The organism is Litorivita pollutaquae, assembly GCF_003205515.1.
GTDB lineage: Bacteria > Pseudomonadota > Alphaproteobacteria > Rhodobacterales > Rhodobacteraceae > Litorivita > Litorivita pollutaquae.
Map to the genome: position 1 here is coordinate 75,144 of NZ_KZ826488.1, position 15,591 is coordinate 90,734.

Consider the following 15,591-nt stretch of genomic DNA (forward strand, 5'->3'; position numbering starts at 1 on the left):
ATCGAACCGCATCAGTCACCGCAGGCTGCACGGCGGCAGCAGGCCGCGCGCGGCCTGCTTTGGGCGCAGATCAGGGGCGGAAACCCCATGATCTGCATGATGCCAAAAACGGGTTCAGTTTGCCCCCTACCCCACGACACATCGCGGCCAACGCCGAGTCAGGCGGTTGACGGATCGCCTTCGGCCCCTGATGCGGTGCGCTGTGGCGGGCGAATTTTGAAGAAGAGCGCATAGAGAACCGGCACCAGAACCAAGGTCAGAACCGAAGCAAATGCCAAGCCGCCCATGATGGTCACCGCCATCGACGCAAAGAAGGCGTCAGGCAACAGCGGCAGCATACCAAAGATCGTGGTGCCCGCCGCCAGAACAACCGGCCGTAGCCTGCTGACCGACCCGTCCAGAACCGCCTTATAATCCTCGACCCCATTGGCGCGCTGCGCATCAATCTCTTCGACCAGAACAATCGCGTTTTTCATCAACATGCCCGACAAAGACAAGAAGCCGAGGAGCGCGGTGAAGGTGAACGGCAGACCGGTGAACAACAGCCCCAAGACCATGCCCGTGACCGACATCGGCACGACAAGCCACAGGATCAGCGGCTGCCGCAGTTTGTTGAACATCAGGATCGAAATTGTCAGCATCACCAAGAAGCCCAAGGGCAACTGTTTGCCGAGCGAGGCTTGCGCGTCGGATGCGCTTTCAAATTCTCCGCCCCACTCCATAGCATAACCGGGCGGAAGCGCGATGGCTTCGATCTGCTCTCGGACGCTGCGGAAGGCTTCATCGGCGGTCAATTCATCGCGTGCGCCGCCCAATGCGGTGATCGTGCGCTCACGGTTGCGGCGGTGGATCAAGGCTTCGGAAAGCTGCGGTTCGAATCTTTCGACAAGGCCGGACATCGGCACATATTTTCCGCCGCCATCTGACCAAACATCAAGATCACGCAACCTTTCGACCCCATCGCGGTCGCTTTCGGGAAGCCGCAAGATCAGCGGAACTTCGGTATCGCCTTCGCGCAAGGTCCCGACACGTAGCCCCGACGTGCCATATTCAATTGTATCCGCGATGGCCTGACGGCTGGCCCCGGCAAGACGCATCCGCGCCTCGTCAACCACGGGGTTGATCGTCAGCTCGCGCTGACGCCAGTCGGTGCGCGGATCGGTGATGGTTCCGGTCTCCCGATAGATCAGCAACGCCTCGTCCGCGAGGCTGCGAAGAACAACCGGATCGGGCCCCGAGAATCGCACTGCGACCTCTGCACCTGCGGGGGGGCCGAACACCAGCTCATCAATCCGGACCAATGCGTTGGGGAACTGCGCCGGCAAGGATTGCCGCAGGTTCTGGGCCAACGCCGGAATGGTATCCGCATCCTCGACACGGACAATAAGTTGCCCATATCCGGAATTGGCCTGTTCAGGGTTATAGGTCAGCATAAAGCGGCTCGCCCCCCGCCCGACCAACGTGGCCACATCTGTGACGCCATCCGTCTCAAGCAGAACCTTTTCCAGCCGTTTCATATCCGCATCCGTGGTCCGGATGTCGGTCCCTTGCGGCAATTGGTACTGGACATAAAACAGCGGTGTGGTCGAGGCCGGGAAAAAGGCTTGTTTGACCTGCCCGAACGCCATCAAAGACAGAACCGTGATCCCGACAACAGACCCGACGACCAACACACGAGACCGCAGCGCGCCCCAAAGAATGCCACGATACATCGAGTAGAACCCGCTTTTGTAAGGATCTTCCGACACGTCTTTTGGGGCCCGCAGCAACAGCGCGCCAAGGTAGGGTGTCACCGTCACGGCAAGAATCCAGCTCAGCAACAAGGAGATGCCGATCACCGCAAAGAGCGAGAATAGGAATTCGCCGGTTGCGTCAGGCGACAGACCGATACCGGAAAAGGCCATAATGCCAATAACCGTTGCCCCCAAAAGCGGGATCGAGGTCGCGGTTTCCGTTTCCGATGCGGCCGCTTCGGCGGATTTGCCGCGTGCCATGCCAATCACCATACCTTCGGTGATGACGATCGCGTTATCGACCAGCATCCCCATCGCAATGATCAAGGCGCCAAGGCTAATGCGCTCCATGGGAATGCCGAACACAGACATGAAAAAGATGGTCGCAAGCACGGTCAGGGCAAGCGTGGCCCCCACCACAATCCCGGCGCGCCACCCCATCGTCAGCATCAGCGCGCCGATCACGATGGCGACGGATTGACCCAGACCGATCAAAAAGTTGGATACGGCGGCATCCACGACCTTATGCTGCTCATAGATCGGTGCGACCTCGACGCCCTCAGGAAGCCCCGCGATCAGCATCTGCAACCGTTCCTCAACACGTTTACCAACCTCAACCACGTTGCGATCTGCCAAGGCCGAAACACCCAAGGTAAAGGCCCGCTCCCCATTGTGGCGGATGATCTGCGCCGGTTGTTCTTTCTCGCTGCGCGTTACGCGCGCAATATCTGCCACGGCAATCTGGCCCACCTCACCGGGCGCACCCAGCCGGAGCGCCTCAATGCCGGAAACTGTCGCGTAACCTTGCGGCACGGACACGCCGATGCGGGCCGATCCTTCGGTGATTTCACCGTCTGCAAACACCCGGTTTTCATCTGCAATGGCGGCCAAAATCTGATTTGGCGGCAGCCCGAGACCGATCAGCCGCGAAGAGGGAATTGCGACCGTGATTTCTTCTTCGGTCAGCCCTTGAATTTCAACCTTCGCAACCCCGTCCACAGAGACAAGACCGCGGCGCAAAAAGCGCGCGATCTCGCGCTGCTCTGTTGGCGAATACCCGTTGGTGCCGACAGCGTAAAACAGGCCGTAAACGTCCCCAAAATCATCGTTGATGATCGGAGCGCGCGCCCCGTCGGGCAGATCGCCGCTTAAATCGCTTAACCGGCGGCGCATCTCGTCCCAGACCTGAGGCATCTCTTCAGGCCCATAGCTATTGTCTATTTCGACGGTAATTTGCGCCATGCCCGGCATCAATTTGGATTCGATCCGGTCCAGTTGCGTCATCTGCTGCAACGCACCTTCAATCACCTCGGAAACCTGTTCCTCGACCTCCTCGGCCGTGGCGCCGGGGTATGGGACAAACACCAATGCGGTTTTGAGGGTAAAGCTCGGATCTTCAAGCCGGCCAACGGTGTTCAGCCCCCAAAGTCCGCCAAAGACACAAAAGATAATGGCCAGCCAGATGGTGACAGGACGCTTGATTGAACCCGCTGCGAGAGACATTGCCATGGTGTTTTCCTAAAGTGCGTCGGGACGGACCATCATGCCGTCAATCAATTTCCACCAGCCACCCGAAACGACGCGCTCCCCTGCGGTCAGCCCCTCGAGCACCAGGATGGAGCTTTCGCGAGGCAGTCCCAAACGCACAGTGCGCGGTTCTACGGTTTCGGTCGAATCATCGAAAATCCAGACTCTGGGCTCTGGCGCACTGGTCGTGTCGATCGCAGACACAGGAACAAGAACGCTTCCGGTGTCATCCGCCACCTGAAGCCCGGCCGTGACATTTGCGGTCATACCGGGCAACAAACGCGGATCGGGCTGACCGGCAATTGCGAATTCGACCATATATGTCTGGGCAACGGGGTCTGCTTCGGTCACAAACTCGCGCAGGATCAGCTCGACCTGATATCCCGGTGCGGCGGGGAATGTCGCGGTGATGTTGAAATCATCCGCGCGCGTCCGCGCCAAGGCGGCGACCTCCTCTGGCAGCGAGATATAGACACGCATTTCGCTGACATCCTGCAACCGGACGATCGGCGCCGCCGGTGTCGTATTGGCATAGGCTTCGGTAAAAATGCGCCCGACAAGCGCATCAAACGGGGCCTCGATCCGTGTCTGTGCCAACCGGCGTTCCGCTTCGCGCAACGCCACCTCGGCCTGTGCTTGCTGCGCCTTCGCAGAATCGAGCCGCGCCTCGGAGCCAGCACCGCGATTGGCCAGCTCCTCGGAGCGTTTGAATTCACTCGCGGTCAGGTCAAACGCGGCCTGCGCCCGCGCGAGCGCCAAATCGAAGTCCGCGACATCCAAGCGGGCGATCAAATCGCCTTTCTTCAGCCTCTCCCCCGCCGAAACCGGCAATTCCAGTATCTGCCCCGGCACCTGAAAGGCCAGATCAACCACTCTCAACGGTTCCAACCGGCCCACAAAGACGCGCTGCACGCTGTTCTTCGCCTGCACCGCCTCTGTCAGCGGCACGGTCACGGCTTCGGTGCCGGTCTTGGTGCTGGCCAATTGCTCTTGTGCGATTGTCGCCGTTGTGACGCATCCCACAAACACCGCCATCAACCCCAAAGACCGGGTGATGCGCGTAAAGGTCTTACCGTAAATCATAGATCATTCTCTCGAGCCGGTGTTATCGTGTTGATCGTGCCGTGGTTGCCATGTGGTGGCCTGTCCAATTGCGGTTGACGCCGCAGGTCGTGCCCTGCGGCCGCGACGGGCGCAGTTCGTAGATCGTCAGAGGCAAACCCGGCCTTTTGCGGATTGCTTCCAGTCATACTGCCGCGCGGATCGAAACGATCGGAGCATTTTGCAGCAACTGCAGGTATGGCCATCAATAGGTTTTCCTTAGGATCGGTTAGAAGCAGCAAGCAAATGCAAGGGCCGCCGCAAGGGTGCGTCCGGTTTCGTCGGGACCACCGCGTATTTGCGCACGGGAGGGCCCTCAATCATGTTGTGAGGATGGGCCGATAACACTGCCTGCTTGGATGATACGTTACAGCGCACGCCGCCTTTGCTCATTCTAATCGCCCACTGCGGGCGGAATTTCACACGTTGCGTGCCGGTCTTTTTTCACCTTTTTACCTCTGACCATTTGATCGGCTTTTAATTCTGACAGATCAGTTAAGCTTATGCCTAACAGTGTCAAGTTAAAGAACCGTAGATCCGCGCAGATTTGTCCGCCGCGTAATACAACGCCGAAATCTTTGGCTTTTTCGCACAAGGACACTGCCGGTGCGACGATCTACCGCGCGCGGTCACGCAGGCGGTCAATCCATTTTCCGGCAGGGCAGAAGGATGGGCAGCGACACCCGCATAGGCCCCGCGCGGCCCGCCTCTTCGCAACCTCTTCAGGGCGGCCCATTCAGGCGAGCACATGCGTCTCACCTGCTCCGCATGAAAAAAATTATATTTTTCAATGCCTTATACATCACTTGACCGACTTCGCACCGTATCGGGTGGGGCAAGGCCCCTGCCCTGCCCCACCGGTATTGGTACGGCAAGGACGCCCGACACTGCACGACCTTATCCGCGGATAAGGTCAGCCCAACCCATCAACCAAAGAGGCAATCGCCCGTTCCAATTTGGCCCGATCAATGGTCGAAAAATCACGGTCAACTTTGATCTCAAGCCGGCCGACCCCGGCGGTGCATTTCACCTGCCCTGCTGAGCTGCGGATATGAAAGGTGGTCTTGGTCTTGGACCCTGCCCCCCCGCGTGCGGGTTTGGCGGCGGGCTTCGGCGCCGCCTCCTCAAAATCATCCAGGCCAGCAAACCGGCGCAATACGCCCAGCTCATCGGCGATGCTGCGGTTCTTCCAAGTCTTCAACTCATCCGTGATCCGTCCCACCACTTCGGGGCGCTCCTTGATCTCGCGGGCCAAAGCCACGCCGAGCGCGCGGGGGATTTCGGTCGGGTAATCCAGCACCTCGCCAAGACGGTCAAGCAAGACAGCAAAAGACCGGATGTAGCTGCGCTTGGAATAGGGGGCGGATTGGAACAGGGCCGCCACCGCATCGGAAAGGTTCTTCGCCTCTGTCGCGGGATCGGCAGCATAGTTTTGCGCCGCATAGGCCATCTCGGCAAAGGACAGATCCTTGCGGATCACGTTCTCATCAACCATCCGGCGGTAAAGGCCGGCAACGTCGCCCTCGCCCGCCATGACCAGCGCCGGGATCGTCGCCCAAACGGCATTGCCCGTGTCCTTCAACAGCCGCTTATAGGCGCTCAGCCGGCGGAAGCCTTGGACCAGTTCGAACCCGCTGCCATCGGGGCGCGCCATCACGCGGATCGGGTTCGACAACCCCAATTCCTTGATGGATGTCACCAGCCCGTCAAGCTCGTCATCCTCGCCGGGAAGACGGTCGCGCACCAACATGAACATATGCACATCATCCAGCGCCACGGCCTGCACCACATGGCCCGCCTCGCGCAGCGCAACATATTCATGGGCCAGTGCGTCATTCTCGTCGCGGATCGCTTCGGCGGCGCTTTTACGATGCTTCAACGCCTCGGCATTCTCATTGATCGCTGAGGCCATAGGCCCGCGCCGCGCTGCCGTTTCCGCGGCCGGCGGCGCGACCACATCTTCGGGCATTTCGATATCGAATCCACGCTTTTTGCGGCTCATGTCTGTTCTCCTTCACCTGCCACCTTATCTGCGGATAAGGTCGGGGCCGACATCGCCGCCCAATGGGGCAACATCGCCTCTTTAAACTCGCTATAGGCCTGATCAAAACTTGCGCGCGCCCGACGCCATGTTTCACGAGTCATGTCGCGATAATCCATCTCATAGATCGAGCTCAGGAACCGGCCGGATTGCTCCACGGCACGGGTCATTTCGACCGGATGCTTGGCCAATTTGTCACCGAACACCTTACCGAACGCCTCAAACATCGCGCGGTGCAATTCATTGCCCGGCTCATACCGAGTAAGCAAAAACCGCACGTCCTGAAACACCTTCGGCAGGGTGACCTTATCCGCGGATAAGCTGCCATCGAATCCATGAGCAAGATCCTCGAGCGCCTCGCTCAACTGTCCGATGAACGACGTGGTGCTATCGTATTCCCAATAGCCGGGGCCAGAGGGCACATAAAGCATATCCGCCGCGAAGACCGCATTCATCGATTGGTAGCCAATCGCCGGCGGGCAATCAAAAAACACCAGATCCCATTGATCATCCGGCAACTGATCCAGGAAACGATTGACCGCCGCAAAGAACGACCACTCGGGGTTCAGATGTCGATACTGTGCCGAGGCAAATTCGACAAAGGCCGCGTTGGCACAGGACGGAATGATGTCGATCGTCGGCCAATTGGTGGGCTGAATGAAGTCCCCGATGCGCAGATCCTGAAGACCAAGGTCAGAGATGCTCGACGGGATTGCACGGCGGGGCAGGGCGGTGCCCGAGGCCGCGCCGCGCGGCGCATTGTTCTGCGCCTCGGTCTCGCGGATCAGATCGCGCGCCATAATTCCCCATACGGTGTGCTCCTCGCTGACCGTGTTCAACCCCATCGAATGGGACAAGGTCGCCTGTGGATCGAAATCAACACACAACACGCGATACCCGTCCAACGCCGCTGCATGGGCGAAGTGCAGCGCCACGGTGGATTTGCCCGCACCGCCTTTGAAGTTGGCAATCGCTGTCCGAAAGGCCCGCCCCTTGGGCCGCGTCGGCATCAACGATTTGCCACGCGGTTTGAGCTTACGGCGCAGGGTATTGACCTCGTCCAACGTGAACCACCGCTGTCGCCCCTCCGGCTCGACCTTACCCGCGGGTAAGGTGGGATCGGCGGCCATCTTGCCTCGAAACGTCGACTGGTTCAGCCCGAGGATCAATTCCGAGACCTCCCACGACGAGAACCGCCGCAACTGCTTCTCATTTTGCGGCGAGAAGGTCTGCTGCCGAATCCACCCCTGCATCTTGAGCGACCTGGATTGGAGCTCTCTCAAATCTGTATGCGTAAACATATTCCCTCGGACGTAGAATGTTGCGTTCCCCTGATTTACGCTGAACTTGCAAGATTTGTCGAGAACCTTATTATATATAGAGCGTGGAAAATCTCCGTGCCTCACAGGGCCCCCGCCAAGGCCAGCAAGGCAAACCCATCCGAATCCCACATGATTCGGTTCTTGCAAGACACGGCCTGCAAAATGTCTCTGCTTCGGCTGATTTGGGGGGACATAGGATGCGCCCAACTATATCTTGAGGGGACATCAAGGGCGGTTGAGGGGACACTCAAGACGTCCCCTAATACCAATCAATACCTATTTTCCTTTTCAAATAGAATTTGGGAGGCACGGCAATTCACGCGAATCCTTGACAACAGGCCCACTTCCAACGCTAATCATCCCAAGATCAGAAAAAGCGTTTGAATAGCCTCATCAAAGAATGGCGACCCGCGCTTTCACGAGGCATAAGGCAAGACCAATCGAGGGATCGGCATGCAGGGACGACAGATCGGGCAGGGCAGTCCGGACATGAAAGCCGCCGGCCCCGGATCACAGGCCATCAAATACGATATTCTCACCGCATTATTGGCCATGGCCTCCAGTGGACCGGCCATCGAAGCGCGGCTGTCATTGCGGTTATCGTTGTTGATCACCGCCCGGTTCAATTGGCGGATCGGGACGTTTGCCGTGGGGCAACGGGAAATGGCGCGCATGTGGGGCGTCAGCGAACGCACCGCGAAACGCGAGATGGCAGCAATGCGCGCGCTTGGATGGGTTGCAGTGGCGCAGCCTTCGGCGAAGGGCAGGGTGGCCCAACACCGTATTGTTTTACCGGCGGTTCTGCGCGCCACAATGCCCTATTGGGATGCGGTTGGCCCTGATTTCGCCGCCCGCATGGCGGGGGCACCGGAGCCGGAAAACCAACCGCCCTCAAATGTGGTGCCTTTGCATGCGGAGCCGGCGCCAATGCCAACCGAAGATGAAACCGGATGGGGCGCCGCCGCGCGCCGTTTACAACAGCAAGATCCGGCCATCTACAGCGCATGGCTGGGTCAACTCGAGCCGCTTGAAATCGAAGGCGATGTGTTGAGCCTTGCCGCGCCGTCACGGTTTGTCGCGGATTATATCAAAACCCATCATCACACCCGCGTGCTGGCCGCGCTGGTCGCCGAAAACCGCGCCATCCGCGACATTCACATCATAGCGGTGCAATCGTAAATTGGTTTCTATTCGGCGATTCAAGGCGGATTAGTGTCACAAAACCGGTTGTAAAGGTGATTGTGACTGCTGCTGTACGACAAGGGAGCCTCATGATGAGGATCGCGCGCGTGGGGCTCCAAACCCGATCGCGGGGGCGATCATCGACCCCAAGCGCGCCGTGTGTTGGGCATTGTTGATATCGTTTTGCTCCTCTTGCGGCAGCAGGGGCGGACAGGGAAGGCATCCCTCGGTCAAACTTCGCCCTGCGGCGGCGTTGATCACCATCAACCGCGCCACTTGCGGCGTGGCGCCAGAGGTGCCAACCAAACGGGATTGCCCGCCGGAATAACATCCAATGGAGGGCGTGCCGCGCAAAACCCGCGAATGATCGGCGACCGCCGAAATCGTGGTCTGGGCCCCCCATGGTTGGACACCACCGATGTCATGGCGCAGCCCGCCTGCCGCGCTGTAAGACGCGGGTTGGCCGGAGGATTGGACATATCCCGCCACACGGGTCACCCGCGGCGCAGAGCCGACACCGCTGAGGCTGCCAAAGCCGGAAATCGGTTTGATTGCGGTGGAATAGAGACGATATGGCGGGGCAGGGGGGCGGGCATGCCCGGGCCCGCGCGGCGTTAGATCGACAAAGCGGCTTTGCCGTCCGCCGGTTTGCAGGGCGCTCGGATCATCGTCGCGTTGCACCCAAAGCCGAATGTCTGCACCCTCGGGCAAGGCAGGGGCGCCCGGCCTTCGCGATATCTCGATCTGCCACCGGCCAGCGGGCGCGCGGCGCGTCTGATTGCGGACATATGCACTGGGGATCAAGGCAATCAAGACCCGCCAGCGGTTGCCACGGTGCAAATCTGCCGAGAGTTGCCCGATATTTTGTCCGTTCATCTCCAATTCAGTAAACCGCCGCGGATCGCCGCGATGGCCCAGTTCCGGTGTGAGGGTGATGGCCCCCCCTGAGGATAGGGAAAAGCCGTTTGGCGGTGTAACAGTGACAGAATAGTCCGCGCCATCGACGCCTTCGGGTAGCCAGATTTCGAGATAATTTGAGGTGCGATCCTCGGGTTGAATTTGCCAACCCACCGCATGTGCGCCGCCGCTCAGATCTTCTTCGCGCAGGGCCGCGTGCATCTGGCTGTCGAAATTATTTCCTGTCGGCATGGTGATCGCGGTTTCGGGTTGAAGTTGCTGGCGTTCGGAGAGCAATTGTTCAATCGCCAATTCCATTTCTGATTGCCCGTCATGGCGACCCGCGCTCCAACCGTAGCTGAAGTTCAGCACCAGCGGCAGTTCGTCGGGATGGGCGGGATCGGCGGCATATTTGGCGGCAATCGCGCGGGCACGGTCAAACACATAGTGGATGGCGCTGAGCATATACATTTCTTTGCCAAACCCGGAGGTGTCCCATGCGATCGTGTTCGGCAGTTGCACGGCAATGATTTGAATGTCATCGCCGAGCACCGCATCGCCATAAAGAGGCCCATTGCCCGCCGCCATCCCCATGACATGCGCGCCATGGGTCATGGCGCGGCGCATATAGGGGCCAAGTTCGTCCAAAACAGGGTCTATTGCACCGGAATTTCGATAAAATGCAGCCTCGTCATCCCCCGCTGCGGCGCGCAGGGCATTGATATCACCGTTCATGAATTCGCGGCCAAAAGGCACGGCGCTATGCCCATTTGCGGCGTGCGCGCGGGCGGATTGCAACCAGATATGCGATACACGAGTATGGCCGGTGCTGTCCAAAAAGGCACGGTGGCCAAAGGGCAACCCGTCGTCGATCACCGCTATAATGGCTTTGGGACGTGTATGCGGCACCACCCAGTGGTCCATATCACAATGGGGGTGATATTGCCGCGTCCATGCTTCGGGCGCGATGGGGAAATTGACTCGAAATCGCGGGCGAATGGCGCTGCGGGCGGCGCTTTCGGCACTGACGCTGTCGAGCAGGCTGGCGACTTCCCGATCCACACGGGCGCGGCGGTTGGGATCGTTGGCGCCTTTGTCATAGAAGGCAAAAGGCACGATCGTGCGGGTGCGGCCCATGGGATTCCACAGCGGCGGCAGGCGCGTTTCAAACCGTGGATGCTCAGGCAGATGATCGGTGCCCTCAAGCAGCGCCGTATAATAGCCCGATGTTTGCTCGGCGATGGCCGGAAAAGCAAAGGGTTGGCCGAGCTCTTCGGAGAAGACATAGCGTTCATAGGGCCCCGAATAATTCGAGATCCGCTCATTCGGGTCGCGCGTGGCATACATGGCTTAAATCCCTGTCGGGGCTTGATGTTCACCCGCCGCTTCATCCCAGAGCCATGAGAAATTCGGCGTTGCGGTGGCGGTGTAATCTGCGCCCTCAGTCAGACCATGCGCGGCGGCGTTCTGCGCGAAGTCATGGTCGTTGAAATCACTGTTTTGCGCGGCATAGCTTAGGGAGGGCAGGGCGGAAGGCGCCTGTCCGCAGCGACCAAGAATGGCGCGGCCCAGGGCGGTGCCAAGCGCCGCGCCGGCCCAGCTGTCGATCGGGAAATGCACGCCTGCAACCGTACGATTGACCGCGATGCGTTCGGCCAAACCGCGTAACATCGCCAGACGGGGTGCGATATCGCCAAGGCTGCCCCATGTGCTGACCAAAGCCTCCATCACCGTCAAAACCGTATAGGCTTCGGTGGCATGAGCAGAGGGGAAGCTGCCGTGGCCGGGGGTCGGGATCATCGGCAAAATACGTCCGCCGATTTGATCGGGGCGGCGCACGGCGAGCGCATGTTTGACGATCATCGCAGCATGGGCGGCGATGATTTGCGTCGCCATGATCAATTCAAAGGTTTTCGGATGCTGCCCCACATGCATCCCGAGGATCATCGCAAAGTATTCGGTGGGAAAACCGAGCTGCGAGGTGATCTCGGTGGCGCGGTCAGAGCGCAAATCGGCATAGTTAGAGACTAGTTCGATCTGTTGGCCCAAAATCGCATCGGTGGGGCGGGTCAATGTGACCATGGGCGCCCCGTCAAAGGCCAGAGTGACGGATTTGGTCGCCTCTTGGGTGGAAAACGAAAGCGCCGGGAAGACTTCAGAGAGGTAAAGCGAGCCGCGCACCCATTGCGCCCACCGCTCCAAATTGTCGGGACTGTCAAACTTCAAAGGCGCGGGATCGGGGGCCACGGCCGTGCCGGCCAAATGACGCAAGCCGTCGGCGGTTGTCATCAGGCCGGCGGTCACCGCGCCGCTATAGCCGCCGGTATCACCGGCGCCCAGAAAAGCCCCGAGCCCGGTTTGAACGCCCAGCCCCCCCAAACCTCCGAGACCACCCAAACCGCCCAAACCACCGAGGCCGCCCAAGCCGCCAAGTCCGCCTAAACCACCATATTGTGCCATTCGAATTGTCCTTTCAAAAATGAATCTGTCCTAAAGGTGAAAAATCATGTGATGCCGGAGGATTGCAGCGCCTCGATCACCATTTTTCCGACGCGATGGTCGGACGAAGGGTGGCTTGCGCGATAATGCTCCAGATTAAAATCGGGGTGTCGGCGGCGGATCAAAAGCGCCGCTTCGCGGGCCTCTTCATGACGGCCAAGGTTATAAAGCGCGGTGACTTTTGAACGCATGGTCGATAGATGCCGGTCATTGACGGCGAGCGAGCGGTCGGCAAAGGACAGGGCCTTTTCGAATTGCTCGGCAGAAACATAGGCCGTGCTGGCAAGGCTGTCGTAGTAATAGCCGAAGGGATCAATCGGCGACAGGCCGCGCGCGGTTTGCGTCGCCCGGATCGCTGCGGCGCCGTCGTCCTGAAATGCCATGAGCGCACCGCGCAATAGCCAAGACAGGCTCTCGTTCGGATTGACCTCAAGGGCGGCGTTATACCGCGCCTCGGCGACATCCATATTCCTGAGCAGGTTATTGTTGGCAAACCCGTCGATTGTGAGACTAAAACTGCTCTCAGGGTCGATATCAAGCGCCCGGGCGGTGCAATCCAAGGCCTTTTGCGTGTCGCCGTCGGGGTCGGTGGTGAAGCCCTTGAAGACCGACAGCACATACCATTTGCCGAGCCAGGCGTGAGGTTCGGCAGTATTGGGCATGCGTTTGGCGGCTTCGACCAGATATTCACGCGAGGACAGGAAATCGCGCATTTGCGGGCGATGCATCATCGACACGCCGGCGATCACCAAATGATGGTCCTCAATCATCGGCAGCGGGCGGTCCCGTACATATTGGATGGCTGCGTCGGCAATCGTCCGTCCGATGGTCTGGATCACATTGACGAGGTGGCCTTGCAATTCTTCGGTAAACGCGCCGACCGGGCAGGCAAGGTGGCGGTTCCATAGGATGTTGCCGCTGCGGGCGTCGACGAAATCGAAATCCGCCACCAGATCGCCTTTGAACCGGCGCAGGGTGCCGGTGATGAGGTAATCGACATCCAAGGTTTCGCGCACCGATTGGATGTCGATCAAATTCACCGCCATGGCGCGGCTGGACAGGTGGGAAATCACCGTCAGCAGATTGGAGCGTGACAGGGACCGACACATTTCTTCGGCGGCCCAATCGCCCAACACGCGCAATTCGGGATCCGCGCCCAGAACCGAAAGCGGCAGAGCCGTGATGCGCGGGCGCGGGCGGCTCAATTGCGCGCGTGGCGTGATGCGATATAGCGCGGCAACCTGATCCGGCGCGGCGCGAATCCCGTCGACCCAATCGCGAAATTCCTGCTCCGCGATGTTTAGATCTTCTAAAAACGCGCCGCCGTTCGGATCGCCGACATAGGTGACGTGTTCGAGATCCAACTCGATATCGCTGTTTGTGGTGTGAACGAAGGCGCTGAAATCATCGCCCATGAGTTTGCGCAGATCCGACAGAGCACGGCGCAGGTTCTGGTGCCCGCTGTCATAGCCGGCATAGCCCCACAGCGTGTTTTGCAAATAGGTGCGGGTGCGCCGGCCCAAAGGCGCGGTGGCCAGCATTGCAAACAGGGCGCGATGTTTGGCGCCGCGAATTTCACGCACCTCTTCCCCGATCACGCGAATGGCACAGGTGCCAAACAGGGATATTTCAAGCCGCGCTGTCAAAACCGATGTCTCCGATTGCCGTTGGGGAAACGTTAACATTGGATTTACACGGCACAAAGCACTTCACAGTTTATTCACGCACGCCACCGGAGGCCTTGTCGTAGGGTTAAGGGGTAATCATCAAGCGAAGGGTTTCACGATGCATCCATCACCTGACGATCATCCTATCGAAGATCTCGTCGATTTTTATCATCGTTGGCCGGAGTTGCGTCAGGAGGCTGTGTCTTTGGCTGAAACCTGCAAGCTCGAGGGCGGTCAACGAGAGATTTTGGGTTGGATGATTAAAGTGATTGACCGCGTCGGCCCTGCGGATCTGGCAAAGGAGAACACAGATGTTGAGTAGACTGCAAACCTCACGTTGGATGCCACTGGAGTTAACCGGATGGACACGCCGCGCCTATGGCCGCCGTATCATGTTGGAAACCGAAGGCGGCACATTGCGCACGAGACTGGACCTCGGACAGGCGGCGGAACAGCTTTACCTTCAGGTCGAAGTGAAAGGCCGGATGCTGATCCAGCTTTACTGCAAGGATGTGCTGGTCGTGGACGAATTGGTCGCCCATGGCGAACTGGATACATTGGTCAATCTGGAAGATTTCGGCGGTTTGGGACCGCTGGATGTCGAATTGCAATTGATCCCCGCGACCTATGGCGAGGCCAAGGTGCGTCAGGAATTGCGCCTTGTTGCGATTGATTTCGGGATGGAGAAAGTTGCCGTTTGACACCCCGAATATCCGGCGCGCCTGTCTGTTCCTTCTAGAGGTTTGGTTATTGCGTGCAGGGCAGGGCGCCCGATACGACCCGCGATACATTTTCCCCGTGTCTCGCGGTACGGTTCGATCTCTATCTCCCTAGAGATTTAACCTGTGACGGCGGCGTTGGTCTATCCCGTATCAACGCCGCCTTTATATGCGTGGCGGGAGCGCCGCCTTGCATCATCCGTCCGGCGTTTTCACGCGGCATATGTGCGATGTCATGCGCAGATTTATGCGCATGGGCTGGATCGGCGGGCGCAGCTGTGGTAGGCTGGATCACCCTATGTCACCGGAGCCACGCCATGTCGCGCATCGAAGGGCGCAAGCCCACCAATCTGAGCCTCGACGCCGCCCTCGTCAGCCGCGCCCGTGAAAGCCAGGTCAATTTGTCACGCGCAGCCGAAGAAGGCATTCGCGCGGCATTGCGCGCGCGCAGCCGTGAAGACTGGCGCAAAGACAATGCCGAGGCTTTGGAAAGTTCCAACAGTTTTGCCGCGCAAAGCGGTTTGCCTCTTGCCGGTTTCCGGCGGTTTTAAGGATGCTATGCCTGTCCCGCGCCGCAACCCGCCACGAGGTTTGAATGCCACGCCATGATGTTTATGCCCTGCGCGACGGGGCTTTGGTTCTGGATGTGCAGGCCGACCTTCTGGAGCCATTGAACACCCGTATCGTTGTGCCGCTTTTGCCGCGCGCCAGCGCGCCGAAACCGGCGCGCGGTCTCAATCCGGTGTTTCTTTTGGGCGAAACCGAAATGGTCATGGTGACGCAATTTCTCGCGGCGGTGCCTTTGGCCGAGATGGGCGCGGCTTTGGGCAGTCTGGATGCCCATCACGATGAAATCACCCGCGCCCTTGATATGGCGTTTCAAGGCATTTGAGGTGCTGGGGC

General features: G+C 59.3%; 12 protein-coding genes. 5 read left to right on the forward strand and 7 right to left on the reverse strand.

What is annotated here, in order from left to right; genetic code table 11:
- Window positions 1–158 precede the first annotated feature (158 nt).
- The 4 genes from DI396_RS13120 to DI396_RS13135 form a co-directional block, all read right to left on the reverse strand.
- Window positions 159–3,242: an efflux RND transporter permease subunit gene (locus DI396_RS13120; protein ID WP_110796667.1), complete on the reverse strand. Its 3,084-nt coding sequence runs from the start codon at window positions 3,240–3,242 to the stop codon at window positions 159–161.
- Window positions 3,243–3,251: 9 nt separating this feature from the next.
- Entirely contained in the window at window positions 3,252–4,343 is a 1,092-nt protein-coding gene (locus DI396_RS13125; protein WP_110796668.1) for an efflux RND transporter periplasmic adaptor subunit, read from the reverse strand.
- A 931-nt stretch (window positions 4,344–5,274) separates the two neighbouring features.
- The gene (locus DI396_RS13130) at window positions 5,275–6,363 is read right to left on the reverse strand and encodes a ParB/RepB/Spo0J family partition protein (protein WP_110796669.1); all 1,089 of its coding nucleotides are present in this window, start codon (window positions 6,361–6,363) and stop codon (window positions 5,275–5,277) included.
- On the reverse strand, window positions 6,360–7,703 hold the full coding sequence (locus DI396_RS13135; RefSeq protein WP_110796670.1) for an AAA family ATPase: 1,344 nt from the start codon (window positions 7,701–7,703) through the stop codon (window positions 6,360–6,362). Before DI396_RS13135 ends, DI396_RS13130 begins: the two co-directional genes overlap by 4 nt.
- Window positions 7,704–8,177: 474 nt before the next feature.
- Here DI396_RS13135 and DI396_RS13140 point away from each other — a divergent pair, with 474 nt between their 5' ends.
- Window positions 8,178–8,903 (forward strand): DnaA N-terminal domain-containing protein, encoded by a 726-nt coding sequence (locus DI396_RS13140; RefSeq protein ID WP_235851871.1) that lies wholly within the window; start codon window positions 8,178–8,180, stop codon window positions 8,901–8,903.
- 90 nt (window positions 8,904–8,993) lie between these two features.
- Here the strand turns inward: DI396_RS13140 and DI396_RS13145 are convergent, their stop codons facing one another.
- Genes DI396_RS13145 through DI396_RS13155 form a run of 3 tightly spaced genes read right to left on the reverse strand, consistent with a single transcriptional unit; the run spans window position 8,994 to window position 13,987 of the window.
- On the reverse strand, window positions 8,994–11,150 hold the full coding sequence (locus DI396_RS13145) for a S8/S53 family peptidase (protein WP_110796671.1): 2,157 nt from the start codon (window positions 11,148–11,150) through the stop codon (window positions 8,994–8,996).
- Between the two features lie 3 nt (window positions 11,151–11,153).
- Window positions 11,154–12,263 carry a phosphatase PAP2 family protein gene (locus DI396_RS13150; protein WP_110796672.1) on the reverse strand — a complete coding sequence of 370 codons (1,110 nt, stop codon included), beginning with the start codon at window positions 12,261–12,263 and terminating at the stop codon, window positions 11,154–11,156.
- Between the two features lie 44 nt (window positions 12,264–12,307).
- Window positions 12,308–13,987, reverse strand: coding sequence for a hypothetical protein (locus DI396_RS13155; protein ID WP_110796673.1), 1,680 nt, complete (start codon window positions 13,985–13,987; stop codon window positions 12,308–12,310).
- A gap of 100 nt (window positions 13,988–14,087) precedes the next feature.
- Between DI396_RS13155 and DI396_RS13160 the strand changes: the two genes are divergently transcribed.
- The 4 genes from DI396_RS13160 (at window position 14,088) to DI396_RS13175 (ending at window position 15,580) form a co-directional block, all read left to right on the forward strand.
- Window positions 14,088–14,291, forward strand: coding sequence for a hypothetical protein (locus DI396_RS13160; RefSeq protein WP_110796674.1), 204 nt, complete (start codon window positions 14,088–14,090; stop codon window positions 14,289–14,291).
- Complete coding sequence (locus DI396_RS13165; RefSeq protein WP_162617226.1) at window positions 14,281–14,670, forward strand: hypothetical protein; 390 nt, start codon at window positions 14,281–14,283, stop codon at window positions 14,668–14,670. The genes DI396_RS13160 and DI396_RS13165 overlap by 11 nt, the downstream gene beginning before the upstream one ends.
- 335 nt (window positions 14,671–15,005) lie before the next feature.
- Window positions 15,006–15,239 carry a type II toxin-antitoxin system CcdA family antitoxin gene (locus DI396_RS13170; RefSeq protein ID WP_110796676.1) on the forward strand — a complete coding sequence of 78 codons (234 nt, stop codon included), beginning with the start codon at window positions 15,006–15,008 and terminating at the stop codon, window positions 15,237–15,239.
- A gap of 44 nt (window positions 15,240–15,283) precedes the next feature.
- The gene (locus tag DI396_RS13175) at window positions 15,284–15,580 is read left to right on the forward strand and encodes a CcdB family protein (RefSeq protein WP_110796677.1); all 297 of its coding nucleotides are present in this window, start codon (window positions 15,284–15,286) and stop codon (window positions 15,578–15,580) included.
- Window positions 15,581–15,591 lie beyond the last annotated feature (11 nt).

Bases quoted from the DNA above. Each gene is read 5' to 3' on its own strand.
- DI396_RS13120 (WP_110796667.1), bottom strand. From the start codon at position 3,242: ATGGCAATGTCTCTCGCAGCGGGTTCAATCAAGCGTCCTGTCACCATC.
- DI396_RS13125 (WP_110796668.1), bottom strand. From the start codon at position 4,343: ATGATTTACGGTAAGACCTTTACGCGCATCACCCGGTCTTTGGGGTTG.
- DI396_RS13130 (WP_110796669.1), bottom strand. From the start codon at position 6,363: ATGAGCCGCAAAAAGCGTGGATTCGATATCGAAATGCCCGAAGATGTG.
- DI396_RS13135 (WP_110796670.1), bottom strand. From the start codon at position 7,703: ATGTTTACGCATACAGATTTGAGAGAGCTCCAATCCAGGTCGCTCAAG.
- DI396_RS13140 (WP_235851871.1), top strand. From the start codon at position 8,178: ATGCAGGGACGACAGATCGGGCAGGGCAGTCCGGACATGAAAGCCGCC.
- DI396_RS13145 (WP_110796671.1), bottom strand. From the start codon at position 11,150: ATGTATGCCACGCGCGACCCGAATGAGCGGATCTCGAATTATTCGGGG.
- DI396_RS13150 (WP_110796672.1), bottom strand. From the start codon at position 12,263: ATGGCACAATATGGTGGTTTAGGCGGACTTGGCGGCTTGGGCGGCCTC.
- DI396_RS13155 (WP_110796673.1), bottom strand. From the start codon at position 13,987: ATGTTAACGTTTCCCCAACGGCAATCGGAGACATCGGTTTTGACAGCG.
- DI396_RS13160 (WP_110796674.1), top strand. From the start codon at position 14,088: ATGCATCCATCACCTGACGATCATCCTATCGAAGATCTCGTCGATTTT.
- DI396_RS13165 (WP_162617226.1), top strand. From the start codon at position 14,281: ATGTTGAGTAGACTGCAAACCTCACGTTGGATGCCACTGGAGTTAACC.
- DI396_RS13170 (WP_110796676.1), top strand. From the start codon at position 15,006: ATGTCGCGCATCGAAGGGCGCAAGCCCACCAATCTGAGCCTCGACGCC.
- DI396_RS13175 (WP_110796677.1), top strand. From the start codon at position 15,284: ATGCCACGCCATGATGTTTATGCCCTGCGCGACGGGGCTTTGGTTCTG.